The sequence below is a fragment of the Pseudomonas sp. PKS genome (assembly GCF_051913525.1).
Classification (GTDB): Bacteria; Pseudomonadota; Gammaproteobacteria; order Pseudomonadales; family Pseudomonadaceae; genus Aquipseudomonas; species Aquipseudomonas guariconensis_D.
Map to the genome: position 1 here is coordinate 61,263 of NZ_JBEGDO010000011.1, position 25,451 is coordinate 86,713.

Annotated in this window: 19 protein-coding genes; 8 read left to right on the top strand and 11 right to left on the bottom strand. The window is 64.0% G+C overall.

Going from position 1 to position 25,451, the window contains the following annotated elements; genetic code table 11:
* Positions 1 to 112 precede the first annotated feature (112 nt).
* Both ABOA88_RS13460 and putP read right to left on the bottom strand, forming a co-directional pair.
* Positions 113 to 949: a 23S rRNA (adenine(2030)-N(6))-methyltransferase RlmJ gene (locus ABOA88_RS13460; RefSeq protein ID WP_043207307.1), complete on the bottom strand. Its 837-nt coding sequence runs from the start codon at positions 947 to 949 to the stop codon at positions 113 to 115.
* Positions 950 to 1,115: 166 nt separating this feature from the next.
* Entirely contained in the window at positions 1,116 to 2,594 is a 1,479-nt protein-coding gene (gene putP, locus ABOA88_RS13465) for a sodium/proline symporter PutP (protein ID WP_196169315.1), read from the bottom strand.
* 354 nt (positions 2,595 to 2,948) lie between these two features.
* On the opposite strand from putP, the gene putA reads away from it, so the two are divergent.
* The 7 genes from putA (at position 2,949) to yccS (ending at position 16,638) form a co-directional block, all read left to right on the top strand.
* Complete coding sequence (gene putA, locus ABOA88_RS13470) at positions 2,949 to 6,902, top strand: trifunctional transcriptional regulator/proline dehydrogenase/L-glutamate gamma-semialdehyde dehydrogenase (protein WP_367851623.1); 3,954 nt, start codon at positions 2,949 to 2,951, stop codon at positions 6,900 to 6,902.
* A gap of 373 nt (positions 6,903 to 7,275) precedes the next feature.
* Positions 7,276 to 8,718, top strand: coding sequence for a TldD/PmbA family protein (locus ABOA88_RS13475; RefSeq protein WP_196169318.1), 1,443 nt, complete (start codon positions 7,276 to 7,278; stop codon positions 8,716 to 8,718).
* The gene (locus ABOA88_RS13480; protein ID WP_367851622.1) at positions 8,718 to 10,049 is read left to right on the top strand and encodes a TldD/PmbA family protein; all 1,332 of its coding nucleotides are present in this window, start codon (positions 8,718 to 8,720) and stop codon (positions 10,047 to 10,049) included. Before ABOA88_RS13475 ends, ABOA88_RS13480 begins: the two co-directional genes overlap by 1 nt.
* Before the next feature lie 92 nt (positions 10,050 to 10,141).
* Entirely contained in the window at positions 10,142 to 11,569 is a 1,428-nt protein-coding gene (mdtD, locus tag ABOA88_RS13485; RefSeq protein WP_196169320.1) for a multidrug transporter subunit MdtD, read from the top strand.
* 112 nt (positions 11,570 to 11,681) lie between these two features.
* Positions 11,682 to 13,019: an ATP-dependent RNA helicase DbpA gene (gene dbpA, locus ABOA88_RS13490; RefSeq protein ID WP_230387760.1), complete on the top strand. Its 1,338-nt coding sequence runs from the start codon at positions 11,682 to 11,684 to the stop codon at positions 13,017 to 13,019.
* Positions 13,020 to 13,142: 123 nt separating this feature from the next.
* Positions 13,143 to 14,324 (top strand): NAD(P)/FAD-dependent oxidoreductase, encoded by a 1,182-nt coding sequence (locus ABOA88_RS13495; protein ID WP_367851621.1) that lies wholly within the window; start codon positions 13,143 to 13,145, stop codon positions 14,322 to 14,324.
* A gap of 130 nt (positions 14,325 to 14,454) precedes the next feature.
* On the top strand, positions 14,455 to 16,638 hold the full coding sequence (yccS, locus tag ABOA88_RS13500) for a YccS family putative transporter (protein WP_367851620.1): 2,184 nt from the start codon (positions 14,455 to 14,457) through the stop codon (positions 16,636 to 16,638).
* A 48-nt stretch (positions 16,639 to 16,686) separates the two neighbouring features.
* Here yccS and ABOA88_RS13505 read toward each other — a convergent pair whose 3' ends face one another.
* Positions 16,687 to 17,424, bottom strand: coding sequence for a substrate-binding periplasmic protein (locus tag ABOA88_RS13505; protein WP_196169323.1), 738 nt, complete (start codon positions 17,422 to 17,424; stop codon positions 16,687 to 16,689).
* A 223-nt stretch (positions 17,425 to 17,647) separates the two neighbouring features.
* On the opposite strand from ABOA88_RS13505, the gene ABOA88_RS13510 reads away from it, so the two are divergent.
* The gene (locus tag ABOA88_RS13510) at positions 17,648 to 18,100 is read left to right on the top strand and encodes a GNAT family N-acetyltransferase (RefSeq protein ID WP_367851619.1); all 453 of its coding nucleotides are present in this window, start codon (positions 17,648 to 17,650) and stop codon (positions 18,098 to 18,100) included.
* 30 nt (positions 18,101 to 18,130) lie between these two features.
* Here ABOA88_RS13510 and ABOA88_RS13515 read toward each other — a convergent pair whose 3' ends face one another.
* From ABOA88_RS13515 to tkt, 8 genes are all read right to left on the bottom strand, one after another.
* Positions 18,131 to 18,427 carry a winged helix-turn-helix domain-containing protein gene (locus ABOA88_RS13515; RefSeq protein WP_070090534.1) on the bottom strand — a complete coding sequence of 99 codons (297 nt, stop codon included), beginning with the start codon at positions 18,425 to 18,427 and terminating at the stop codon, positions 18,131 to 18,133.
* Between the two features lie 12 nt (positions 18,428 to 18,439).
* Positions 18,440 to 18,940: a M48 metallopeptidase family protein gene (locus ABOA88_RS13520; RefSeq protein ID WP_070571097.1), complete on the bottom strand. Its 501-nt coding sequence runs from the start codon at positions 18,938 to 18,940 to the stop codon at positions 18,440 to 18,442.
* Between the two features lie 102 nt (positions 18,941 to 19,042).
* Entirely contained in the window at positions 19,043 to 20,107 is a 1,065-nt protein-coding gene (gene fba / locus ABOA88_RS13525; protein WP_367851618.1) for a class II fructose-bisphosphate aldolase, read from the bottom strand.
* Positions 20,108 to 20,206: 99 nt separating this feature from the next.
* Positions 20,207 to 20,536: an MliC family protein gene (locus tag ABOA88_RS13530; protein ID WP_367851617.1), complete on the bottom strand. Its 330-nt coding sequence runs from the start codon at positions 20,534 to 20,536 to the stop codon at positions 20,207 to 20,209.
* 78 nt (positions 20,537 to 20,614) lie between these two features.
* On the bottom strand, positions 20,615 to 20,830 hold the full coding sequence (locus ABOA88_RS13535; protein WP_196169326.1) for a hypothetical protein: 216 nt from the start codon (positions 20,828 to 20,830) through the stop codon (positions 20,615 to 20,617).
* A 32-nt stretch (positions 20,831 to 20,862) separates the two neighbouring features.
* Positions 20,863 to 22,026, bottom strand: coding sequence for a phosphoglycerate kinase (locus ABOA88_RS13540; RefSeq protein WP_367851616.1), 1,164 nt, complete (start codon positions 22,024 to 22,026; stop codon positions 20,863 to 20,865).
* A gap of 12 nt (positions 22,027 to 22,038) precedes the next feature.
* Positions 22,039 to 23,100, bottom strand: coding sequence for an erythrose-4-phosphate dehydrogenase (gene epd, locus ABOA88_RS13545; protein WP_196169328.1), 1,062 nt, complete (start codon positions 23,098 to 23,100; stop codon positions 22,039 to 22,041).
* Between the two features lie 148 nt (positions 23,101 to 23,248).
* Complete coding sequence (gene tkt, locus ABOA88_RS13550; RefSeq protein WP_367851615.1) at positions 23,249 to 25,246, bottom strand: transketolase; 1,998 nt, start codon at positions 25,244 to 25,246, stop codon at positions 23,249 to 23,251.
* Positions 25,247 to 25,451 lie beyond the last annotated feature (205 nt).

Below are 25,451 nucleotides of genomic sequence, written 5' to 3' on the forward strand. Positions count from 1 at the left end.
CGGAATTATAACGCAAACCGCAGGGGGTGCGATTGCTCGAAGGGGCCATAGGAAGCAGCACTGTACCGCAGGCGAGGTCGCAGCCTGGGATGGCCTGCGCAACAAACCCTTGTCACTCGGCGATCAGCCAGTCCATGCGGAAGCTGCCGGCCGTTTGCGCCAGCTCCTTGGCCAGCCACGGCAACAGCTCGCGCAACTCCTCCTCCAGACCCCATGGCGGGTTGGCGATAGCCAGACCCGAACCGTTGAGGCCCTGGGGGCTGTCCTGATGATGGACATACAGCTCGACTCGCAGCAGCTTGGGCGCCCCGGTGCTGGTGAGATCCTGATAGAAACGTGTCAGCGAACGCTGGTCCTTGATCGGATACCAGATTGCAGCGACGGTCTGGCGCATGCGGCCGATCGCCTCTTTCATCGCCACGGTGCAGCGCTTGAGCTCATCAGCCTGCTCGAAAGGCGGGTCGATCAGCATTACCGCGCGCTTCTCCTGCACCGGCAGCAATGCCCGAGGCACGTGCCAGCCCTCGCCCAGGTGCACGACCACCCGCGGGTCCTTCTTCATGTTTTCCTTGAGCAACGGACCGTCTTCGGGGTGCTTCTCGTTGAGCAGCGCCCGGTCCTGCTGACGCATCAGGCGCCGCGCCAGCTCCGGGGAACCGGGGTAATAGCGCAGCTCACCGTCCGGATTCAGCCGCTTGATGATACGCAGGTAGTCAGCAGTGACGGCCGGCAGGTCTTCGCGGTTCCACAGCCGGGCGACACCTTCGAGGTACTCGCCGGTGCGGGTCGCCTGGTCACCCTGCAAATCGTACAGACCAAGGCCGGCATGGGTATCGATGTAGGCGAACGGCTGCTCCTTGCGCGACATCAGGGCGATGAGGCGGGTCAGCACGATGTGTTTGAGGACGTCGGCGTGGTTGCCGGCGTGGAAGGCGTGACGATAGTTCATGGCAACTCCTGCGGGGGCGACAAGTTTACCTTGTCAGCCAGGCGGAGTCAGGCCTGGCTGTCGATCGGCGCAAGCGGCATTCGCGGCAAACCCGCTTCCACCAGGTCAATTAGAGCCTGTGGGAGCGGGCTTACCGCAAACAAAGCAGCGCCAACCTAACGCGGGATCACTTGTCAGCGTGATACGCCGCGTCGGCTTTCTCGAAGCGCGACACCATGCTGCCGGTCGGCGTACCCAGCTTGCTCACCACCACGATGGCGATGCTGGCGAACAGGAAGCCCGGGATGATTTCGTACAGACCCAGCCCAACGTAGTTCTTCCACAGAATCACGGTCAGGGCGCCGACCACGATACCGGCCAGCGCGCCATTGCGGGTCATGCCCTTCCACAACACGGAGATCAGCACGACCGGGCCGAAAGCTGCACCGAAACCTGCCCATGCGTAGGCCACCAGACCCAGTACGCGGTTTTCCGGGTTGGCGGCCATGGCGATGGCGATCAGGGCCACGGCCAGCACCATCAGGCGACCGACCCAGACCAACTCACGCTGGGAGGCATTCTTGCGCAGGAAGGATTTGTAGAAGTCTTCGGTCAGGGCGCTGGAGCACACCAGCAGTTGGCAGCTCAGGGTGCTCATCACCGCAGCCAGGATGGCCGACAGCAGGACACCGGCGATCCAGGGATTGAACAGGATCTTGGCCAGCTCGATGAACACACGCTCGTGGTTCTCGGTGACAGGACCCGCGACTTCGGGGTGAGCCGAGAAGTAGGCGATACCAAAGAAACCGACGGCGCAGGTACCGGCCAGGCACAGGATCATCCAGGTCATGGAGATGCGACGGGCCTTGGCGATCGACTTGACCGAGTCGGCCGCCATGAAGCGCGCCAGGATGTGAGGCTGGCCGAAGTAACCCAGACCCCAGCCCATCAGCGAGATGATGCCGATGAAGGTCGCACCGCGGAACATGTCGAAGTTTGCAGGGTTCTGCGCTTCAATGGCCAGGAAGGTGGTGTCAAAGCCGCCGGTGGAGATCAGCACGATGATCGGCGTGAGGATCAGGGCGAAGATCATCAGCGAAGCCTGTACGGTATCGGTCCAGCTCACCGCCAGGAAACCACCGACGAAGGTGTAGGCGATGGTGGCGGCCGCGCCGGCCCACAGGGCGGTCTCGTAAGGCATGTCGAAGGTGCTTTCGAACAGGCGGGCACCGGCGACGATGCCGGAGGCGCAGTAGATGGTGAAGAACACCAGGATAACGATGGCCGAGATGATCCGCAGCAGGCCGCTGTTGTCTTCGAAACGGCTGGAGAAGTAGTCCGGCAGGGTCAGGGCATCGCCGTTGTACTCGGTCTGCACGCGCAGGCGACCGGCAACGAACAGCCAGTTGAGGTAGGCACCGACGGTCAGGCCGATGGCGATCCAGGCTTCGGAAAGACCTGCGAAGTAGATGGCGCCCGGCAGGCCCATCAGCAGCCAGCCGCTCATGTCGGAGGCGCCGGCGGAAAGCGCGGTGACCACGCTACCAAGGCTGCGACCGCCCAGGATGTAGTCGGAGAGGTTCTTGGTGGAGCGATAGGCGGCGAAGCCGATCAGCACCATTGCCGCAATGTAGATCACGAAGGTGATCGTGAGTGGATTGCCCATGGTTGTGCCCTGGCGTTGTTTTTATGTTTTGCGACCGCCGGCAAGGCGGTTGCACCTAGGCGGCGCATCCTATGCAACAACATGAACGAGGTGCAACCATTTTTCATTTGCAAGTTGCACCTACACCTGCATTTTCAGACAAAACCGCTTCTTTGCGCCTTTTTGTTTCAAAAACCGGGTTTTTCATAAGAAAAAGCACCAAGAAAGTACATTTTTCTGCCACCCATGAGGCCGTCGGACGAGTTGCACCTACGTCGATCAAAAAACGGGTTGCACCCGGTTGCACCCGGATTGTCCTACAGCTAATCTTGCCGCCAGCTTAGGCCACATCCGTGGCAATAACGAGGATAAGAAATGGCGACGACCACCCTTGGGGTCAAACTCGACGACCCGACCCGTGAGCGACTCAAAGCAGCTGCGCAGTCCATCGACCGCACGCCGCACTGGTTGATCAAGCAAGCGATCTTCAACTACCTGGAGAAGCTCGAGGGTGGCGCCACCCTGAACGAACTCAACGGCCATGCCGCCAGCCTCAGCGACGATGCCGGCGACGTCCAGCCTGACCACAGCCATCAGTGCTTCCTCGAATTCGCTGAAAGCATCCTGCCGCAATCGGTCCTGCGCTCGGCCATCACTGCTGCCTACCGCCGCCCGGAACCCGAAGTGGTGCCGATGCTGCTGGAGCAGGCCCGCCTCTCCACCGAGCAGGCCGAGGCCACCAACAAGCTGGCTGCCGGCATCGCCGAGAAACTGCGCAACCAGAAGAGCGCCAGCGGCCGCGCCGGCATCGTCCAGGGCCTGCTGCAGGAATTCTCCCTGTCGTCCCAGGAAGGCGTGGCGCTGATGTGCCTGGCCGAAGCGCTGTTGCGCATCCCGGACAAAGGCACCCGTGACGCCTTGATCCGCGACAAGATCAGCACCGGCAACTGGCAGCCGCATCTGGGCAACAGCCCGTCCCTGTTCGTCAATGCCGCCACCTGGGGCCTGCTGCTGACCGGCAAGCTGGTCTCCACCCACAACGAATCCGGCCTGACCTCCTCTCTCACCCGCATTATCGGCAAGAGCGGCGAACCGATGATCCGCAAGGGCGTCGACATGGCCATGCGCCTGATGGGCGAACAGTTCGTCACCGGCGAGACCATCGCCGAGGCCCTGGCCAACGCCAGCAAGTTCGAAGCCAAGGGCTTCCGCTACTCCTACGACATGCTCGGCGAGGCCGCCCTGACCGAGCACGACGCCCAGAAGTACCTGGCCTCCTACGAGCAGGCGATCCACTCGATCGGCAAAGCCTCCCACGGCCGTGGCATCTATGAAGGCCCGGGCATCTCGATCAAGCTGTCCGCCCTGCACCCGCGTTACAGCCGCGCCCAGTACGAGCGCGTGATGGAAGAGCTGTACCCGCGTCTGCTGTCGTTGACTCAACTGGCCAAGCAGTACGACATCGGCCTGAACATCGACGCCGAGGAAGCCGACCGCCTGGAGCTGTCCCTGGATCTGCTCGAGCGCCTGTGCTTCGAGCCATCGCTGGCCGGCTGGAACGGCATCGGCTTCGTCATCCAGGCCTACCAGAAGCGCTGCCCGTATGTGATCGACTACGTCATCGACCTGGCCAAACGCAGCCGCCACCGCCTGATGATCCGCCTGGTCAAGGGCGCCTACTGGGACAGCGAGATCAAGCGCGCCCAGGTCGAGGGCCTGGAAGGCTACCCGGTCTACACCCGCAAGGTGTACACCGACGTCTCCTACATCGCTTGCGCCCGCAAGCTGCTGTCGGTGCCGGAGGCCATCTATCCGCAATTCGCCACCCACAACGCCCACACCCTGTCGGCCATCTATCACATTGCCGGCCAGAACTACTACCCGGGCCAGTACGAGTTCCAGTGCCTGCACGGCATGGGCGAACCGCTGTACGAGCAAGTGGTGGGCAAGGTCTCCGAAGGCAAGCTGAATCGTCCATGCCGCGTGTACGCCCCCGTCGGCACCCACGAAACCCTGCTGGCCTACCTGGTCCGCCGCCTGCTGGAAAACGGTGCGAACACCTCGTTCGTCAACCGCATCGCCGACCACTCGATCTCGATCCAGGAACTGGTCGCCGACCCGGTCGCCAGCATCGAGCGCATGGGCACCCAGGAAGGCAGCATCGGCCTGCCGCATCCACGCATTCCCATGCCGCATGAACTGTATGGCAGCGAGCGGGCCAACTCGGCCGGCATCGACATGGCCAACGAACACCGCCTGGCGTCGCTGTCCTGCGCGCTGCTGGCCACTGCCCACAACGACTGGAAAGCTGCTCCGCTGCTGGCCTGCGCCGCCAGCGAGCAACCTGCTGTGCAAGTGCTCAACCCAGCCGACCACCGCGATGTCGTCGGTCACGTGCAGGAAGCCACTGTCGCGGACGTCGACAATGCCATCCAATGCGCACTCAACGCCGCCCCGATCTGGCAGGCCACGCCGCCAGCCGAGCGCGCCGCGATCCTCGAACGCGCCGCTGACCTGATGGAAGCCGATATCCAGCCGCTGATGGGCCTGCTGGTGCGCGAAGCCGGCAAGACCTACGCCAACGCCATCGCCGAAGTGCGCGAGGCGGTGGACTTCCTGCGCTACTACGCGGTGCAGGCACGCAACGACTTCAGCAATGACAGCTGCCGCCCGCTGGGGCCGGTGGTGTGCATCAGTCCGTGGAACTTCCCGCTGGCGATCTTCTCCGGCCAGGTCGCCGCGGCCCTGGCCGCCGGCAACCCGGTTCTGGCCAAGCCTGCCGAACAGACCCCGCTGGTCGCCGCTCAGGCCGTGCGCCTGCTGCTGGAAGCCGGTATCCCTGAAGGCGTGCTGCAACTACTGCCAGGCCGCGGCGAAACCGTCGGTGCCGGCCTGGTCGGTGACGAGCGCGTCAAGGGCGTGATGTTCACCGGCTCCACCGAAGTCGCTCGCCTGCTGCAACGCAACATTGCTGGCCGCCTGGACAACCAGGGTCGTCCGATTCCGCTGATCGCCGAGACCGGCGGCCAGAACGCCATGATCGTCGACTCCTCGGCCCTGACCGAGCAGGTGGTCATTGACGTGGTGTCCTCCGCGTTCGATAGCGCCGGCCAGCGCTGCTCGGCCCTGCGTGTGCTGTGCCTGCAGGAAGACTCCGCCGACCGCGTGATCGAGATGCTCAAGGGCGCCATGGCCGAAAGCCGCCTGGGCAACCCGGAACGCCTGTCCGTGGACATCGGTCCAGTCATCGACGCCGAAGCCAAGGCAGGCATCGAGAAGCATATCCAAGGCATGCGCGATAAAGGCCGTACGGTCTACCAGGTCGCCATCGCCGAAGGCGAAGAGATCAAGCGCGGCACCTTCGTGATGCCAACCCTGATCGAGCTGGAAAGCTTCGACGAACTCAAGCGTGAGATCTTCGGCCCAGTCCTGCACGTGGTGCGCTACAACCGCAAGGACCTCGACCAGCTGATCGAGCAGATCAACGCCTCCGGCTACGGCCTGACCCTGGGCGTGCACACCCGCATCGACGAGACCATCGCCAAGGTGGTGGACAACGTCAATGCCGGCAACATGTACGTCAACCGCAACATCGTCGGCGCCGTGGTCGGCGTCCAGCCGTTCGGTGGCGAAGGCCTGTCCGGCACTGGCCCGAAAGCCGGCGGCCCGCTGTACTTGTACCGCCTGCTGTCGACCCGTCCGGCCGACGCCATCGCCCGCCACTTCCAGCGTGTCGACGGCGAAGGCAAGGTCGACACCGTCCTGCGCGACCAGCTGATCAAGCCGCTGCACACCCTCAAGACCTGGGCTGCCAGCAGCCAGCTGGGTGAGCTGGCCAGCCTGTGCGACCAGTTCGCCGCCCAGTCCCAGAGCGGTATCAGCCGCGTGCTGCCCGGCCCGACCGGCGAGCGCAACACCTACACCGTGTTGCCGCGTGAGCACGTGCTCTGCCTGGCCGACAACGAAGCCGACCTGCTGGCCCAACTGGCCGCCGTACTGGCCGTGGGCAGCTCGGCGGTATGGGCCGACGCAGAGCCTGCCAAGAGCCTGCGTGCCCGACTGCCGAAGGAGCTGCAGGCCAAGGTCAAGCTGGTGGCCGACTGGCAGAAGGACGACGTCGCCTTCGACGCCGTCATCCACCACGGCGACTCCGACCAACTGCGCGGCGTGTGCGAGCAAGTGGCCAAGCGCGCCGGCGCCATCGTCGGCGTCAACGGCCTCTCCAGCGGCGACCACCAGATCGCTCTGGAGCGTCTGGTGATCGAGCGTGCAGTGAGCGTCAACACCGCAGCAGCAGGTGGCAACGCCAGCCTGATGACCATCGGCTGATTCACCGTTGTGAACAAAAAAGGAGAGCTTCGGCTCTCCTTTTTTATGTTTGCAACGCCAGATTCCCGCTCACCCAATCAGGCGGACACCTGCTTTCTACCGAAGAGCCAGAGCCTCCAGATCTTGAACAGCTTGCACGTCAGCACGATCAAAAAGAACATCAACGGATGTGCTGACGCTTGATACCCCTCGTACAGGTAGAGGACCGAAACGCAGGGAATGAACAAGAGCAGCCTGACACGTTATTTCCTCCACCGGCCAAGTGCGAGGCTGCCATAATGACCTCGCGCGGCTCAAGGCAAGCAACGTCAACCGCCTGAGCGCGCAAGAGGGGTGGTTCTAGGGGGAGCCACCGCGCACCGGAGGTTCCCGCATGTTCGATTCCAGTGCCTTGCTGCGCCAACGCTTTGCCGCGCTGCGCAGTTCGGCCGAGTTGTTTTCCCTGCGCCATGTGAAGCAGTCGCACCAGAGCCTGTCGGTGCGTCGCAATGTGGCCGAGCCGCCGTTCTTCAGCCAGGACGAAGGCGCCATGCTCACCGTGCGCGTCAAGGGCGTGGAGGCCTATGCTGCCACCGCCGACCTGTCCCAAGCCGGCCTGCAACGCGCCCTCGAACAGGCCGAGACGCTGGCTCGCACGATTGCCGCCCACAGCCTCCTGGACCTGAGCGGGCAACCGGTGGCCAGCGAGCGCCATGATCATGTTTCGCCCCACTTCGACCATCCCCTGCCTAGCCTCGCCGAGTGCCTCGAGCTGCTCACCGCCGAATCGGCCAGCGTGCCCAAGGACAGCCGCCTGGTTGATTGGCAGGCGAGCCTGGGCATAAGCCTTGTCGAGCAGACCTACCTCAATTCTGCAGGCGCCGAGCTGCGCCATGCCCAGCGCTTCCTGTTCCCGGGCCTGGGCGTGACCGCAAGCGATGGCCAGGACAGCCAGAGTCGCAGCCTCGGCCGGGAGAACTTCGGCCAGCAAGGCGGCTTCGAGGTCATCGAGCGCTGTGGCCTGGTCGGTGCGGCCCGGTGCATCGCCGACGAGGCCCTGCAGTTGCTGCTCGCGCCCAATACCCCCAGTGGCCCGCGCGATCTGCTGCTGATGCCGGACCAGATGATGCTGCAGATCCACGAATCCATCGGCCACCCGCTGGAGATGGACCGCATCCTGGGCGACGAGCGCAACTACGCCGGCACCAGCTTCGTCAAGGCAAGCGACTTCGGTCACTTGCAATATGGCTCGAAGCTGCTCAACGTGACCTTCGACCCGACTATCGACGAAGAGCTGGCCAGCTACAGCTTCGACGACGATGGCACTGCGGCGAGCAAGCAGTTCCTGATCCGCGACGGCCTGCTGCTGCGCCCGCTGGGCGGCGCCTTGTCGCAGTACCGCTCGGGCCTGGACGGTGTGGCCAACAGCCGGGCTTGTGGCTGGAACCGCGCGCCGATCGATCGTATGGCCAACCTCAACATCGAGCCGGGCGATCAGTCGCTGGCGCAGCTGATCGGCGGTATCGAGCATGGCATCCTCATGCGCACCAACCGCTCCTGGTCCATCGACGACGCACGCAACAAGTTCCAGTTCGGCTGCGAGTGGGGCCAACTGATCGAAAACGGCGAACTCAAAGGTGTAGTGAAGAACCCCAACTACCGCGGCATCTCCGCACAGTTCTGGGGCAATCTCGCCGCCGTCGGCGATCGCAGCACGTTCCAGGTACTGGGCACGCCAAACTGCGGCAAGGGCGAACCCAACCAGGTGGTACGAGTCGGCCATGCCTCGCCGGCATGCGTGTTCCGCCAGATCGACGTATTCGGAGGAGACGCCTGATGAGCGCCACACCCCAGCAACGCTTCGAGGACCTGACAGGCGCCCTGCGCGACGCACTCCAAGCTGGCGAGCAGTTCACCCTCGGCTACAGCGCCGAGCACTCGCAGTTCCTCCGCTTCAACCATGCCCGCGTGCGCCAGGCCGGCGAAGTCGCCCAGGCCAGCGCGCACTTGCGCCTGATCCGCGACGGGCGCCAGGCCGAGCAGCACTTCACGCTGGGCGACGATCCACAGCTGGACCGCCAGCGCCTGCACGACGCGCTGGCCCAGCTGCGTCAGATCCTGCCGCTGCTGCCTGTCGACCCTTACCTGCGCCTTGACGAAAGTGCCTGGCACAGCCACAACCTGCAGGCAGCGGCGCTGCCGGACTGCGCCGATGTCCTGGGCCTGATCGAGCGTGAAGCCGGCGACCTGGACCTGGTCGGTATTTATGCCGCAGGCCCGATCTGCCGGGGGTTCGCCAGTTCCTTCGGGGCCTTTGGCTGGCATCAGGCCAACAGTTTCAACTTCGACTGGAGCCTGTTCCACACCAATGGCCAGGCGGTCAAGGCCAACTATGCAGGTCAGGTGTGGGACAGTGGGGCCCTGGTGGCGCGCCTGCGCCAGGCCCGCGAGCAACTGGATTTCCTTGGCCGCCCGGCAATCATCCTCAAGCCTGGCAGCTACCGCGCCTACCTGTCCCCGGCGGCGATGGACGAGATTGCCGGCATGCTCTGCTGGGGTGGTTTTTCCGCCCAGGCTCTGGCCACAGGCAACAGCGCGCTGCAACGCCTGTACACCGGCGATGCCAGCCTCAGCCCGCAGGTCAGTTTCGATGAACAGGTCAGCGGCTCGCTCAGCCCGCCCTTCTCCGACGAAGGCTCGCCGCGCCAGGACGTGCACCTGATCCACGAAGGCCGCGCACACGCGCGTCTGGTCAGCGCGCGCAGCGCTGCGGAGTTCGACCTGCAGGCCAACGGCGCCGACAGCTTCGAGTCGCCCTGTGCGCTGAGCCTGGCACCGGGGCAACTGCCTTCGGCGCAGATCCTCGAGCGACTCGGCACGGGCCTGTATATCAGCAACCTCTGGTACCTGAACTACTCGGACCTGCCTGCCGCCCGCATGACCGGCCTGACCCGCTTCGCCACCTTCTGGGTACAGGACGGTTGCATCCAGGGGCCGGTCGGCACCATGCGCTTCGACGACAGCCTGTACAACCTGCTGGGCAGTCAGTTGGAAGACCTGACGCGTGAGCGGGAGCTGATCCTGTCGACCAGTACCTACGGCCAGCGCAGCACCGGCTCGAGTCATTTGCCGGGGGCGCTGGTCAAAGCCCTGACCCTCACCCTGTAATGGGTCTGTGCTGACTGCTTCACAGGGCTCCCACAGGACGATAAGCCTGTGGGAGCGGGCCAGCACGATCAAGCAGCAAAGCCGAGGTATTCATGCCCGAACGCGCCCCGCTGGACCCCATCACCGCCCGCTGGATCCCCTGGGTGGTGGCCATCGCTTTCTTCATGCAGTCCCTGGACGGCACCATCCTCAACACTGCCCTGCCGGCCATGGCCCGCTCTCTGGCCGAAGACCCGCTGCGCATGCAAGGTGTGATCATCGCCTACATGCTCACGGTGGCCCTGCTGATTCCTGCTTCAGGCTGGATCGCCGACCGCTTCGGCACCAAGCGCATCTTCTTCAGCGCCATCCTGCTGTTCAGCCTGGGCTCGCTGCTCTGTGCCATGGCCAACAGCCTCACGTTCCTGATCCTGGCCCGGGTCATCCAGGGCCTGGGCGGTGCGCTGATGCTGCCAGTCGGGCGGCTGGTGGTGCTGCGCGCCTACCCGCGTTCGGAGCTGGTGCGGATCATGAGCTTCATCACCATCCCCGGCCTGCTTGGCCCGCTGCTGGGACCAACCCTGGGCGGCTGGCTGGTGGAGATCCTCACCTGGCACTGGATCTTTTTGCTCAATCTGCCCGTCGGTGCGCTGGGCTGCTACGCCGTATGGAAGTTCATCCCTGATCTGCGCGGCGCCGAGCGCACCACCTTCGACGGCCCGGGGTTCATCCTGTTCGGCGCCGCGATGGTACTGATCACCATCGCCATGGAAGGCCTGGGTGAGTTGCACCTGCCGCACCTGCGGGTGATGTTGCTGCTGTTCGCCGGTATGGCCTGCCTGGCCGCCTATTGGCTGCGCGCCGGGCGTGATCCGCAGCCGCTGTTCTCGCCGGGCCTGTTCCGGGTGCGTACCTTCGCCATCGGCATCCTTGGCAACCTGTTCGCCCGCCTGGGCAGTGGCGCCCTGCCGTTTCTGGTGCCGTTGCTACTGCAGGTGGCGCTGGGCTATTCGCCCGCCGAGGCCGGCATGAGCATGATCCCTCTGGCCGCCGCGGCGATGCTCGCCAAGTCCATCGCACGGCCGCTGATCGAACGCTTCGGCTATCGCATCATCCTCACCGGCAACACCCTGTTGCTTGGCCTGCTGCTGGCCAGCCTGGGGCTGGTGGACGCGGACACGCCGTATGCCCTGCTGCTCGCGCAACTGGCCCTGCTCGGCGCCGTGAACTCCATGCAGTTCACCGCCATGAACACTGTGACCCTGATCGACCTGGATGACGCCAGCGCCAGCAGCGGCAACAGCCTGTTGTCGGTGGTCGCGCAGCTGTCCCTGAGCCTGGGGGTGGCCTGTGCCGGCGCCTTGCTTGGCGGGTTTACCGCCGCTGGCAGCGCAGAGGGCGTGGAAAGCACCCTGGGCGCCTTCCAGTTGACCTTCCTGACCATCGGCCTGATGGCCATGCTGGCGGCAGCGATCTTCCTGCAGTTGTCGCCGACAGACGGAAGGCGTGCCCGTCGTCAGGAAGCGCACATGGAGTCGTAGGGCGAATGGCCACGAGGCTGGTAGACTGTGCGGCATTTTTCGCTTCGCAACGCAGGCCCGCCTCGTGACCACCGACTCCACCGCCTTTGCCACTCTGCCGCTGTCCGCCGCCATGCTGGCCAACCTGGACGCCCTCGGCTACGCCTCGATGACGCCGATCCAGGCCCAGAGCCTGCCGGTCATCCTCAAGGGCCAGGACCTGATCGCCCAGGCCAAGACCGGCAGCGGCAAGACCGCCGCCTTCGGCATCGGCCTGCTCAACCCGATCAATCCGCGCTACTTCGGCTGCCAGGCCCTGGTGCTGTGCCCGACCCGCGAGCTGGCCGACCAGGTGGCCAAGGAGCTGCGTCGCCTGGCCCGCGCCGAGGACAACATCAAGATCCTCACCCTGTGCGGCGGCGTTTCGCTAGGCCCGCAGATCGCCTCGCTGGAGCATGGCGCACACATCATCGTCGGCACCCCAGGGCGCATCCAGCAGCACCTGGACAAGGGCACCCTGGTGCTCGACGGGCTCAACACGCTGGTGCTGGATGAAGCCGACCGCATGCTCGACATGGGCTTCTTCGACGCCATCGCCAGCATCATCGGCAAGACCCCTTCGCGCCGCCAGACGCTACTGTTCTCGGCCACCTACCCGGCCGGCATCGAGCAGTTGGCCGCCGAGTTCATGCGCAAGCCACAGCAGGTCAAGGTCGAAAGCCTGCACGCCGACAACCAGATCGAACAGCACTTCATCGAGATCGACTCCCAGCAACGCCTGGAAGCCGTCACCCGCGTACTCGGCCACTTCCGCCCGCAGTCGTGCGTGGCGTTCTGCTTCACCAAACAACAGTGCGAGGACGTGGTGGCCCACCTCAGCGCCAAGGGCATCGTCGCCCAGGCTCTGCATGGTGACCTGGAACAACGCGACCGCGACCAGGTGCTGACGATGTTCGCCAACCGCAGCAGCTCGGTGCTGGTGGCCACTGACGTGGCGGCCCGTGGCCTGGACATCGACGGCCTGGACATGGTGATCAACGTCGAGCTGGCTCGTGATCCCGAGATTCACGTACACCGCGTCGGCCGCACCGGCCGCGCGGGTGAAAAAGGCATCGCCATCAGCCTGGTCGCCCCTGCCGAGGGCCACCGCGCCCAGGCCATCGAAGACCTGCAGAAGCGCCCATTGCGCTGGGAGCAGCTCGACAGCCTCAAGCACAAGGGGGGTGAGCCGTTGCTGCCAGCGATGACCACCTTGTGCATCGCCGCAGGCCGCAAGGACAAGCTGCGCCCAGGCGACATCCTCGGCGCCCTGACCGGCGACGCCGGCATCCCCGGCAAGCAGGTCGGCAAGATCGCCATCTTCGACTTCCAGGCCTTCGTAGCGGTGGAGCGCGCTGTGGCCAAACAAGCCATGCAGCGCCTGAACAGCGGCAAGATCAAGGGTCGGTCCCTGAAAGTCCGCATCATCTAAAGATTTGCACGACTCCTGTGGGAGTGGGTTTACCCGCGAATGCGATGGTGGGCTCACTGCCGCCTTTGCGGGTAAACCCGCTCCCACTGGGGCCAGTGTGTCATTTCAGAAAAGGTTTACACCGTGCATTCCACCGACGTGATCATCATCGGCGCCGGCGCCGCCGGCCTGATGTGCGCCCAGCTCACCGCCCGCCGCGGACGCCGGGTGCTGGTGCTCGACCACGCCAACAAGCCGGGCAAGAAGATCCTCATGTCCGGAGGCGGTCGCTGCAACTTCACCAACATGTACACCGAGCCGGCCAACTTCCTCTCGCAGAACACGCACTTCTGCAAGTCGGCCCTGGCCCGCTATACCCAGTGGGATTTCATCGAGCTGGTGTGCAAGCACGGCGTGCCTTACCACGAGAAGAAACTTGGCCAGCTGTTCTGCGACAACAAGTCCAGCGACATCCTCGACATGTTGCTCGCCGAATGCGACGAAGCCGGGGCCGAGATACGCCTGCAGACCAGCATCGAGCAGATCGAGAAGACCGCTGAAGGCTATTGTCTGCAAACCTCCGCCGGCCCGTTCGCCTGCCAGTCCCTGGTGATCGCCACCGGCGGTCTGTCGATCCCGACCCTGGGCGCTACCGGCTTTGGCTACCAGGTCGCCCGCCAGTTCGGCCATACCCTGCTGCCGACCCGCGCGGGCCTGGTGCCTTTCACTATCACCGAGCCTCAACTCAAGGCCCTGTGCACCGAGCTCTCCGGCACCGCGCTGGATTGCATCGCCAGTTGCAATGGCACCAGCTTCCGGGAAAACCTGTTGTTCACCCACCGCGGCTTGAGCGGCCCGGCGATCCTGCAGATCTCCTCGTTCTGGGAGGCGGGCGATACCCTGGAGATCAACCTGCTGCCCGATCGCGACGCCCTCAGTTGGCTGCAACAGCAGCAGGCCGAACGCCCCAACAGCGAGCTCAAGACGCTGCTGGGCGAGGTTTTCACCCGCAAGCTGGCCAACCTGCTGGCCGAGCAGTGGTTCGTGTCCAAGCCAATGAAGCAGTACACCCCGGCCGAGCTGGCCCAGGTGGCGGACAAGCTGTCGGCCTGGCAACTGGTTCCGGCCGGTACCGAAGGCTATCGCACCGCGGAGGTCACCCTCGGCGGCGTCGATACCCGCGAGGTGTCTTCAAAGACCATGGAGTCGCTCAAGAGCCCGGGGCTGTACTTCATCGGCGAAGTGCTCGATGTCACGGGCCACCTGGGCGGGTTCAATTTCCAGTGGGCATGGGCCTCGGCCAACGCTGCAGCGCAGTTCGTGTAGAGTAGAATCCTTTCAGCAGCACGGAACGCTTCTTGCTGGTCTGTGCTGAGGTGCCGATTTCCTGGGGCTGCTGCGCGGCCCCACTATGAATGGCGCCAAGGTATTCATTCGATCACTGCCCAGGGCCATCATGTCATCGAGCTCGTTCCGCCATTCATTGCGTCGTTTGTGGGGCCAAGACAAGTTCAGCTACAGCATCCGGGTAACGATCGCACTCACCGGCAGCCTGGCGCTGTGCTGGTACCAGGACGAAATGGCACTGTTGATTCCGCTGTTCCTGGGCATCATCGCCAGCGCCCTGGCCGAGACCGACGACGGCTGGCAAGGCCGCCTGAGCGCCCTGGCCGTTACCTTGGTGTGTTTCGCCATCGCCGCCTTGTCGGTGGAACTGCTATTCCCCTACCCCTGGATCTTCGCCGGCGCCCTGGCCCTGGCAGCCTTTGCCCTGACCATGCTCGGCGCCTTGGGCGAGCGCTACGGCGCCATCGCCTCGGCGACGTTGATCCTGTCGGTGTACACCATGATCGGCGTGGACCAGCGCGGCGGGCAGGTCAGCGACTTCTGGCACGAGCCGTTGCTGCTGGTGGCCGGTGCGGCGTGGTATGGCCTGCTCTCGGTCCTGTGGCAGGCGCTGTTCTCCAACCAACCGGTGCAGCAGAGCCTGGCGAAGTTGTTCATGGAGCTTGGCCGCTACCTCAAGCTCAAGGCCAACCTGTTCGAGCCGATCCGCAACCTGGACCTGGAAGCCCGTCGCCTGGAACTGGCCCAGCAAAATGGCAAGGTGGTGGCGGCACTGAACGCAGCCAAGGAAATCATCCTGCACCGGGTTGGCAACAGCCAGCCGAACGCCAAGGTCAGCCGTTACTTGAAGCTGTACTTTCTGGCCCAGGACATCCATGAGCGGGTCAGTGCCTCGCACTATCCCTACAACGCCCTGGCCGAAGCGTTCTTCCACAGTGATGTGATGTTCCGCTGCCAGCGCCTGCTGCGCCAGCAAGGCTCGGCCTGCCAGCAACTGTCCCACTCGATCCGGCTGCGCCAGCCGTTCGTCTACGGCGGCGGGTTCGCCGAAGCGCTGGAAGACCTCAACGCCTCCCTGGAACACCTGCGCCAGCAAAGCAATCCAGCCTGGCGCGGCCTGCTGCGCTCATTGCGGGCGCTGGCCGGTAACCTGGCAACCCTGGACCGCCTGCTGGGCGCCGCCAGCAACCCCGACAGCCTGGCCGATGCCAGCGACAGCAGCCTGCTCGACCGCTCGCCACGCAACCTCAAGGATGTCTGGAGCCGCCTACGCACGCAGCTGACGCCGACGTCGCTGCTGTTCCGCCACGCCCTGCGCCTGTCCCTGGCGCTTTCGGTGGGCTACGGCATGGTGCACCTGATCCACCCGACCCAAGGCTACTGGATCATCCTGACCACCCTGTTCGTCTGCCAGCCCAACTATGGTGCGACCCGTCGCAAGCTGGTGCAGCGCGTGCTGGGTACGGCCGTCGGCCTCACGGTGGGCTGGGCGCTGTTCGACCTGTTCCCCAGCCCGGTCATCCAGTCGATGTTCGCGGTCGTCGCCGGGGTGGTGTTCTTCGTCAACCGAACCACCCGCTACACCCTGGCCACGGCGGCAATCACCCTGATGGTGCTGTTCTGCTTCAACCAGATCGGCGATGGCTACGGCCTGTTCCTGCCGCGCCTGTTCGATACCCTCGTGGGCAGCCTGATTGCCATCCTGGCGGTGTTCCTGTTCCTGCCGGATTGGCAGGGGCGGCGCCTGAACAAAGTGCTGGCCAATACGCTGACCTGCGCCAGTGCCTACCTGCGCCAGATCATGCAGCAATATGCCCATGGCAAGCGCGACGACTTGGCCTATCGCCTGGCCCGGCGCAACGCCCACAACGCCGATGCAGCACTGTCGACCACACTGGCCAATATGCTCATGGAGCCTGGGCACTTCCGTAAGGAAGCCGATGTGGGCTTCCGCTTCCTGGTGCTCTCACACACCCTGCTCAGCTACCTCTCTGGGCTCGGCGCGCACCGCGACACGGCGCTGCCACCGGAGGTTCACGAGCAGTTGATCGATGGCGCCGGCCAGAGCCTGGCCAACAGCCTCGATGAGATCGCCAATGGCCTGGCCGCGCGCCTGCCTGTGGCCATCCACAGCGATGCCGAGGAAGCCCTGGCCGGCGCCCTGGAACAGATGCCCGAAGAGTTGGACGAACATCAGCGTCTGGTGCAAACCCAACTGGCGCTGATCTGCCGCCAACTCGGACCGCTGCGTACCCTGGCGGCGCACCTGATCAAGGAAAGCCCGCCGGACTGACGCTTCGCAGGCCAACCCGTTCCTACAGCCAGCGGGCAGTGAGGCGGTTCAGAACCCGTGTTGGCGCAACAGCCGGGCATAGCTGCCATCGGCCTTCATCGCGGCGATGGCGCGGTCGAAGCGCTCGATGATCTGCTGATGATCGGGATGCTTGAGGCTGACGAGAATGTGCAGGTTGTTCTCGCCCAGCGCGGGCTCTACGAAGGTCACGGCCTCACGCACCTCCTTCGACTCGCGTTGCAGGCTGTAGCGCGCGACGTATTCATCCTCCACTGTCAGGTCGACCCGTCCCGCCGCCAGCATGCGCACCGCCGACGAGAAGTTGCGCACCGCCACCTTGTGCAAACGGGCGTCGCTGTCGAATTCCGGGGAATAGGCGTAATCGCGTACCACGGCAATGGAGTAGTCATAGAGGTCGGCCAGTTGACGGTAGCCCAAAGGCTTGTCCTGCGGCCTGAGCAAGCGGATGCGGTTGACCAGGTAGGGTTTGGAAAACGCGCCTAAGCGCGTGCGCGAGTCGTTGTACCAGGTGTTGACCAGGATGTCGTAGCGGCCTTCACCGATGCCCATCAGGGCCCTGGCCCAAGGCACCTGCTCGACACTGCTGGCATAGCCGGCACGGGTCAGCGCCGCGGTGACGATGCTGGTAGCCAGGCCACCGCCGGGCAAGTCGCTGTCAGTGAACGGCGGCCAGCTGTCGGCCACCAGACGCAACTTCTCGGCCGCCAGGGCGGGTGTGACCAGCACGATCAACAGTAAACCAAGCGCGCAAAGCAATGGCCGCATGCTGGAATCCTTCGCAGTTGGGTGATCCACTCTGATGGTGGCGATCCGCACTACTACAGGGTGGGCAGATTACACAAAGCCCTCTCGGTCGGCAGCCGACAAATGATATCAAATAGCCTCTATTTTGGCCGAATGTGCCTGAAGCCGTTTTTGGGCAATGTCCGACTCGTCGTCAAGACCGGGATTTGCGATGATCGACCACCCCTTCAAAGAGGTCATACCCATGTCCATCGAGTGGATTTGCAAGCACCATACCGACCTTGGCAAGGAGCAACTCTATGCCATCCTGCGGTTGCGCACCGAAGTCTTCGTGGTGGAACAGCAATGCGCCTACCAGGAGGTCGACGGCCAGGACCTTTGCGCAGATACGTTGCACCTGATGGGGTGGGAGCAAGACCGCTTGGTGGCCTATCTGCGCCTGCTCGACCCTCAAACCCAAGGCGGCGATGTGGTCATTGGCCGCGTGGTAACCGCCCCCGCCGCGCGCGGTGGCGGCCTCGGCCATCAGCTGTTGCTCAAGGGGCTGGAGTGCGCCGAGCACTGCTGGCCTGGGACACCCATCTACCTGTCGGCCCAGGCACATCTGCAGGCCTACTACGCGCAGCACGGATTCGAGGTGGCGGGAGAGCAGTACCTGGAGGATGGCATTGCGCATATCGGTATGCGCAAAGCTTGAGGTAAGAGGGCAGCGGTCGGGGCGCTCAGGTCATGGATAACCCAGCACGTCCCTGATCTGGCGCAGGTGCTGGATGATCCACTGCTTGTCGATAGCCCCCCAATCATGGATGCGGTAGTGCCCGGCGTGATTGCGCGCCCCGGCCTGCTGCTCGAATTCACAGACGATATCCAGGTCGGCCAAGGCGGCGATGGTGTCCTGGGCAGTGCGACGAGGCATGCCGGTGGCTTCCATCAGCGCCGGAACACTGGTAGCGGTCTGGCTGTCAATCAACCAGGCCACATAGAGGCGCCGGTAGAAACTGCTCTTGGTCTTGCTCACATCCATGCTGCTCGATCCTCAGGTGGTGCCCGGCAGCTCCTGGTAGGTCAGGTAGACGCGCAGGTCGAATTCCAATTGATGGTAGTCCGGCTCCATGTGCTGGCAGAGCTGGTAAAACGCCTTGTTGTGGTCCCGCTCGCGCAGGTGCGCCAACTCGTGCACCACGATCATGCGTAGAAACTGGGGCGCCGCGTCCTTGAACAGCGAGGCGATGCGGATTTCCTTCTTGGCCTTGAGTTTGCCGCCCTGCACGCGGGAGACCGCAGTGTTCAGGCCCAGGGCCCGATGGGTCAGATCCAGGCGGTTGTCGAACAGCACTTTGTCCAGGTTCGGCGCACTGCGCAGGTATTGCTGTTTCAAGTCCTGGGCATAGCTGTACAGCGCTTTGTCGCTCTGTACGTCGTGTCGATCCGGGTAGCGCTGGCGCAGGTAGTCGCCCAGGCGATCGGAGGCGATCATCTGGCGGACCTGCTCTTGCAGGTGAGGCGGGTAGGCTTGCAGGTAGCGTAATGCGGTCATTGCACGGCGTTCAGCGAGAAGAACCGCGAGTGTATCCGATCCGCATCCAATATGAACAAGGGCCGTTTCGCAGGTGCGAAACGGCCCTTGTTCATCGCAGGATCAGTTGACCTTGGCGGCCAGATCACCTTTGGCGTAACGCTGGAACATGCCTTCGAGGGAGATCGGCTTGATCTTGGAGGCGTTGCCGGCGGTACCGAAGGCTTCGTAACGGGCGATGCAGACATCACGCATGGCCTTCACGGTCTCGGCGAAGAACTTACGTGGGTCGAACTCGCTCGGGTGCTGGGCCATGTAGCGACGGATGGCACCGGTAGAGGCCAGGCGCAGGTCGGTGTCGATGTTGACCTTGCGCACGCCGTACTTGATGCCTTCGACGATTTCTTCGACCGGCACGCCGTAGGTTTCCTTGATGTCACCGCCGTATTCGTTGATGACTTTCAGCCACTCCTGCGGCACCGAGGAGGAACCGTGCATCACCAGGTGGGTGTTGGGAATGCGCTTGTGGATTTCCTTGATGCGGTCGATGGCCAGGATGTCACCGGTTGGCGGCTTGGTGAACTTGTAGGCGCCGTGGCTGGTGCCGATGGCGATGGCCAAGGCGTCGACCTGGGTCTTCTTGACGAAGTCGGCGGCTTCTTCCGGGTCGGTCAGCATCTGGCTGTGATCCAGGGTGCCTTCGGCGCCGATGCCATCTTCTTCACCGGCCTGGCCGGTTTCCAGGCTGCCCAGGCAACCCAGTTCGCCTTCGACGGACACGCCGCAGGCGTGGGCGAATGCCACGGTCTGCTGAGTGACGCGAACGTTGTACTCGTAGTCGGACGGGGTCTTGCCGTCTTCCTTGAGCGAGCCGTCCATCATCACCGAGCTGAAGCCCAGCTGGATGGAACGCTGGCAGACGTCAGGGCTGGTGCCGTGGTCCTGGTGCATGCACACCGGGATGTGCGGGAACTCTTCGATCGCCGCCAGGATCAGGTGACGCAGGAACGGGGCACCAGCGTACTTGCGGGCGCCGGCCGAGGCCTGGACGATGACCGGGGAGTCGGTGGCGTCCGCAGCTTCCATGATGGCGCGCATCTGCTCGAGGTTGTTGACGTTGAAAGCCGGAACGCCGTAGCCGAACTCGGCGGCGTGGTCCAGCATCTGGCGCATGCTAATGAGTGCCATTGTGTATCTCTCTCCCGACAAGCGTCGTTGTTTCGTGCAAGCCTGCCGCAGGGGCGGTTGCTGTTCAAGTAGTGTGGGCCACCGTCGCGGCCCGGCCAGTCACGGTGCCTTGCAGCCCCGCCCAATCAGATCGTTGGTCGCCACCCAGTACACCAGGCCTTCGTCGCCCTTGGTGTGGAAGGCAAGTACCCCGTCGCTGTACAGCGCGCCCGAGGCGCCCGGCTCGGACTTGAGCCGGTAGACTTGGTCGCCGCCGCCCAGGCGTACGTCGACTGCATCCTGGCTCGCATCGGCGAATCGCCACAGCACTTCAGCCTGGCTGTCGCAGACCCAGCGGGTCCACTTGTCCGCCGGGGCGGAGGGGGTCGGTTGCAGTAGCGAGCATCCTGCCAGGGTCGCCAGGGCCAATGCGGCCAAAAGCGCTTTCATCCAAAAACCTCGTCGTGGATCCGCTACGCGGCCCTAATCCAAGACCACAAAACCCAACCTTGGTTGCCTGGCGCCCGATCAAGGGCAGCCCGGCGCCTGGCGCTGGTGTTCGTCGTCGTACTTTTCCAGGCCCTCCGGGCCCATGCGCTTGTTGATGACCGGCGCGGTCTCCGCCTGCCACTGAGACTGGTAGCAGCCGCCCTTGGGCGGCTGCGACGGCTCGGTATCGGCAGACTTGCTGGAGCAGGCGCCCAGCAACACGGCCAGGATCATCACAGGCAATTGCTTGACCATCAGGTCGCTCCCTTTGCCAGGCGCCGCCATGCTCAGGCCTTGGCCCGCTCTTCCAGGATAGCCACGGCGGGCAGGACCTTGCCTTCGACGAATTCGAGGAACGCGCCGCCACCGGTAGAAATGTAGGAGATATCAGCGCCAACGCCATATTTGTCGATGGCCGCCAGGGTGTCACCACCACCGGCGATGGAGAAAGCGTCGCTGTCGGCGATGGCCTTGGCCAGCACTTTGGTGCCGTTACCGAACTGATCGAACTCGAACACGCCGACCGGGCCGTTCCACAGAATGGTCTTGGACGACTTGAGCAGCTCGGCGAACTGTTCGGCAGTCTTCGGGCCGATATCCAGGATCATGTCGTCATCGGCCACATCGGCGATGGACTTGACGATGGCCTCGGCGCTCTCGGCGAACTCTTTGGCAACCACCACATCCACCGGCAGCGGTACGCTGACCTTGGCGGCGATGGCCTTGGCGGTCTCGACCAGGTCAGGCTCGTACAGCGACTTGCCGACCTTGTGGCCTGCCGCGGCGAGGAAGGTGTTGGCGATACCGCCGCCGACGATCAGTTGGTCGCAGACCGTGCTCAGGCTGTTGAGCACGTCCAGCTTGGTGGACACCTTGGAGCCGGCGACGATGGCAGCCATCGGCTTGGCCGGGGCCTTCAGGGCCTTGCCCAGGGCATCGAGTTCGGCCGCCAGCAGCGGGCCTGCAGCGGCCACTTTGGCGAACTTGGCAACACCGTGGGTCGAACCCTCGGCACGGTGGGCGGTACCGAAGGCGTCCATGACGAATACGTCGCACAGGGCGGCGTACTTTTGCGCCAGCTCGTCGGCGTTCTTCTTCTCGCCCTTGTTGAAGCGAACGTTCTCGAACAGCACCAGATCACCGGCCTTGACCTCGACACCGTCCAGGTAGTCAGCGACCAGCGGCACGTCGCGGCCCAGGGCCTTGCTCAGGTAATCGGCAACCGGCTTGAGGCTGTTCTCGGCGGAGAACTCGCCTTCGGTCGGACGACCCAGGTGCGAGCAGACCATCACGGCCGCACCCTTCTCGAGGGCCAGCTTGATGGTCGGCAGCGCGGCCAGGATACGCGCATCGCTGGCTACCACACCGTCTTTCACAGGGACGTTGAGGTCTTCGCGGATCAGTACGCGCTTACCTTGCAGGTCGAGGTCGGTCATCTTCAACACGGTCATGAATGCAGTCCTTCAGGGCTGTTTGGTGCGGGTTTGGTGGACGACGTGCAGGAAGTGGCCGGCAACGTCGAGCATACGGTTGGCGAACCCCCATTCGTTGTCGAACCAAGCCAGCAGGTTCACCAGGCGGGGGCCGGAAACACGGGTCTGGCTGGCATCGACAATGGCCGAATGCGGGTCATGGTTGAAATCACAGCTGGCGTGGGGCAGCTCGGTATAGGCCAGCAGCCCCTTCAGCGGGCCGTTCAGCGCAGCCTCGCGCAACACCCTGTTGACCTCTGCCGCGCTGGTATCACGGGCGGTCTGCAGGGTGATGTCCAGGCACGACACGTTGACGGTCGGCACACGTACGGCTTTGGCCTGGATTCGACCGGCAAGTTCCGGAAGCAGGCGCTCGATGCCGCGCGCCAGACCAGTGGACACCGGGATCACCGACTGGAACGCCGAACGGGTGCGGCGCAGATCCTCATGGTGATAGGCATCGATCACCGGCTGGTCGTTCATCGCCGAGTGGATGGTGGTGATCGATACGTACTCGATGCCGAACGCCTGGTCCAGCACGCGCAACAGCGGTACGCCGCAGTTGGTGGTACAGGAGGCGTTGGACACCAGGCGCTCGTCGCCGCTCAGGCAGTCCTGGTTGATGCCATAGACCACCGTGGCGTCGACATCCGCTTCACTGGACATCGGCTGGGAGAACAACACCCGCGGCGCACCGGAATCGAGAAAGCGCTGGGCATCGGCACGAGTGTTGTAGGCCCCAGAGCACTCCAGCACCAGATCGACACCCAGCGCCGTCCAGTCGATGCCTTCCGGGGTGGCGCTGCGAAGGACCTTCACACAGTCGCCATTGATGTGCAGGCAGTCGCCGTCGACCCTCACCTCGCCGGGAAATCGCCCGTGGGTGGAGTCGAAACGGGTCAGGTATTCGAGGCTGGCCTGGTCGGCCAGGTCGTTCAGCGCGACGATCTCGAAGCCGGCGTCCGCTCTTCGCTCGAACAGTGCGCGCAAGACACAACGACCGATACGGCCGTAACCGTTGAGTGCAACTTTGTAGGGACGCGGATGGGGCATTCGATACTCACGGAACAGATCTATTGTCAGCAGCCTGCGGGATTGCGGTGTGGCATTCGCAGGCAAGCCCGCTCCCACAGGGATACACGACCACTGTGGGAGCGGGCTTGCCCGCGAATCGGGGCGACACCGCCCGCAGATCCTTACATCAGTCTTCCAGCAGCTCTTCAGCGGTACCCAGGATGTTCTCCAGGGTGAAGCCGAATTCCTCGAACAGTGCGGAGGCCGGCGCCGACTCACCATAGGTGGTCATGCCGATGACGCGGCCTTCCAGGCCCACGTACTTGTACCAGAAGTCCGCATGGGCAGCTTCGATGGCAATACGCGCACCGACTTCCAGCGGCAGCACGGACTGCTTGTAGGCGGCGTCCTGGGCGTCGAACACGCTGGTGCACGGCATGGAAACCACTCGCACCTTGCGGCCCTGCTCGGTCAGCTTGGCATGCGCCTGAACCGCCAGGCCCACTTCGGAACCAGTGGCGATCAGCAGCAGCTCAGGCTCGCCGGCGCAATCCTTGAGGATGTAGCCGCCACGGCTGATGTTGGCGATCTGCTGGGCGTCGCGCTCCTGGTGCTGCAGGTTCTGACGGGAGAAGATCAGCGCCGACGGGCCGTCCTTGCGCTCCAGGGCTTGTTTCCAGGACACGGCGGATTCCACCGCGTCGGCTGGACGCCAGGTGTCCAGGTTCGGCGTGCTGCGCAGGCTGGTCAGTTGCTCGATCGGCTGGTGGGTCGGGCCGTCTTCGCCCAAACCGATGGAGTCGTGGGTATAGACATGGATGACGCGCTGCTTCATCAGGGCGGACATGCGTACTGCGTTGCGGGCGTATTCCATGAACATCAGGAAGGTCGCGCCGTAAGGCACCAGGCCGCCGTGAAGGGCAACGCCGTTCATGATGGCGGTCATGCCGAACTCGCGCACGCCATAGAACACGTAGTTGCCGCTGGCGTCGTCAGCGCTGACGCCTTTGCAGCCTTTCCACAGGGTCAGGTTGGAGCCGGCCAGGTCAGCCGAACCGCCGAGGAACTCAGGCAGCAGCGGGCCGAAGGCATTCAGGGCGTTTTGGCTGGCCTTGCGGCTGGCGATGGTCTCGCCCTTGGCGGCGACTTCGTTGATGTAGGCCTGGGCCTTCTCGGCGAAATCGGCCGGCAGCTCGCCACTTTCACGGCGTTTGAACTCGGCGGCCAGCTCAGGGTAGGCCTTGGCGTAGGCCTCGAAGCGCTGGTTCCAGTCGGCTTCGAGCTTGGCGCCAGCAGCCTTGGCATCCCACTCGGCATAGATGTCGGCCGGGATCTCGAACGGACCGTAGTTCCAGTTCAGTTCCTTGCGGGCCAGGGCGATTTCATCGTTGCCCAGCGGTGCGCCGTGGCAGTCTTCCTTGCCCTGCTTGTTGGGCGAGCCGAAGCCGATGATGGTCTTGCAGCAGATCAGGGTCGGGCGATCGCTCTTGCGGGCGGTCTCGATAGCGGTCTTGATCTCGTCGGCGTCATGACCGTCGACGTTGCGGATCACCTGCCAGTTGTACGCCTCGAAGCGCGCCGGGGTGTTGTCGGTGAACCAGCCGTGCACTTCGCCGTCGATGGAGATGCCGTTGTCGTCGTAGAAGGCGATCAGCTTGTTCAGGCCCAGGGTGCCGGCCAGGGAGGCGACTTCGTGGGAGATCCCTTCCATCATGCAGCCGTCGCCCAGGAACACGTAGGTGTTGTGGTCGACGATGGTGTGGCCTTCACGGTTGAACTGGGCCGCCAGGACTTTTTCCGCCAGGGCGAAGCCCACGGCGTTGGCGATACCCTGGCCCAGCGGGCCGGTGGTGGTCTCGACGCCTGCGGTATAGCCATACTCCGGGTGGCCCGGAGTGCGGCTGTGCAGTTGACGGAAAGCCTTGAGGTCGTCGATCGACAGGTCGTAGCCGGTCAGGTGCAGCAGCGAGTAGATGAGCATCGAGCCGTGGCCATTGGACAGCACGAAGCGGTCGCGGTCGGCGAATTTCGGATTGCTCGGGTTGTGCTTCAGGTAATCGCGCCAAAGCACCTCGGCGATATCCGCCATGCCCATGGGGGCACCTGGGTGGCCGCTGTTGGCCTTTTGCACGGCATCCATGCTGAGGGCACGAATGGCGTTGGCACGTTCACGACGGCTGGGCATCGCTGAGTCTCCTGGGGCTTGAAAAGGTAGTGAAACGAAAAAGGCCGCCATTTTCGCCCACAGGCGGGGCCGGGGGCAAACTTTTCCAGCCACAGGCGACAAGCTTGAAGCTGCAAGCAGAGGTGGATCGGCGCCCGATCTGCTCTAACCTTGCAGCTTGACCCTTGCAGACCGCAGCTCATCGCCCATATCAAAACTTTTTGAT

Bases quoted from the DNA above. Each gene is read 5' to 3' on its own strand.
- ABOA88_RS13460 (WP_043207307.1), bottom strand. From the start codon at position 949: ATGAACTATCGTCACGCCTTCCACGCCGGCAACCACGCCGACGTCCTC.
- putP (WP_196169315.1), bottom strand. From the start codon at position 2,594: ATGGGCAATCCACTCACGATCACCTTCGTGATCTACATTGCGGCAATG.
- putA (WP_367851623.1), top strand. From the start codon at position 2,949: ATGGCGACGACCACCCTTGGGGTCAAACTCGACGACCCGACCCGTGAG.
- ABOA88_RS13475 (WP_196169318.1), top strand. From the start codon at position 7,276: ATGTTCGATTCCAGTGCCTTGCTGCGCCAACGCTTTGCCGCGCTGCGC.
- ABOA88_RS13480 (WP_367851622.1), top strand. From the start codon at position 8,718: ATGAGCGCCACACCCCAGCAACGCTTCGAGGACCTGACAGGCGCCCTG.
- mdtD (WP_196169320.1), top strand. From the start codon at position 10,142: ATGCCCGAACGCGCCCCGCTGGACCCCATCACCGCCCGCTGGATCCCC.
- dbpA (WP_230387760.1), top strand. From the start codon at position 11,682: ATGCTGGCCAACCTGGACGCCCTCGGCTACGCCTCGATGACGCCGATC.
- yccS (WP_367851620.1), top strand. From the start codon at position 14,455: ATGTCATCGAGCTCGTTCCGCCATTCATTGCGTCGTTTGTGGGGCCAA.
- ABOA88_RS13505 (WP_196169323.1), bottom strand. From the start codon at position 17,424: ATGCGGCCATTGCTTTGCGCGCTTGGTTTACTGTTGATCGTGCTGGTC.
- ABOA88_RS13510 (WP_367851619.1), top strand. From the start codon at position 17,648: ATGTCCATCGAGTGGATTTGCAAGCACCATACCGACCTTGGCAAGGAG.
- ABOA88_RS13515 (WP_070090534.1), bottom strand. From the start codon at position 18,427: ATGGATGTGAGCAAGACCAAGAGCAGTTTCTACCGGCGCCTCTATGTG.
- ABOA88_RS13520 (WP_070571097.1), bottom strand. From the start codon at position 18,940: ATGACCGCATTACGCTACCTGCAAGCCTACCCGCCTCACCTGCAAGAG.
- fba (WP_367851618.1), bottom strand. From the start codon at position 20,107: ATGGCACTCATTAGCATGCGCCAGATGCTGGACCACGCCGCCGAGTTC.
- ABOA88_RS13530 (WP_367851617.1), bottom strand. From the start codon at position 20,536: ATGAAAGCGCTTTTGGCCGCATTGGCCCTGGCGACCCTGGCAGGATGC.
- ABOA88_RS13535 (WP_196169326.1), bottom strand. From the start codon at position 20,830: ATGGTCAAGCAATTGCCTGTGATGATCCTGGCCGTGTTGCTGGGCGCC.
- ABOA88_RS13540 (WP_367851616.1), bottom strand. From the start codon at position 22,026: ATGACCGTGTTGAAGATGACCGACCTCGACCTGCAAGGTAAGCGCGTA.
- epd (WP_196169328.1), bottom strand. From the start codon at position 23,100: ATGCCCCATCCGCGTCCCTACAAAGTTGCACTCAACGGTTACGGCCGT.
- tkt (WP_367851615.1), bottom strand. From the start codon at position 25,246: ATGCCCAGCCGTCGTGAACGTGCCAACGCCATTCGTGCCCTCAGCATG.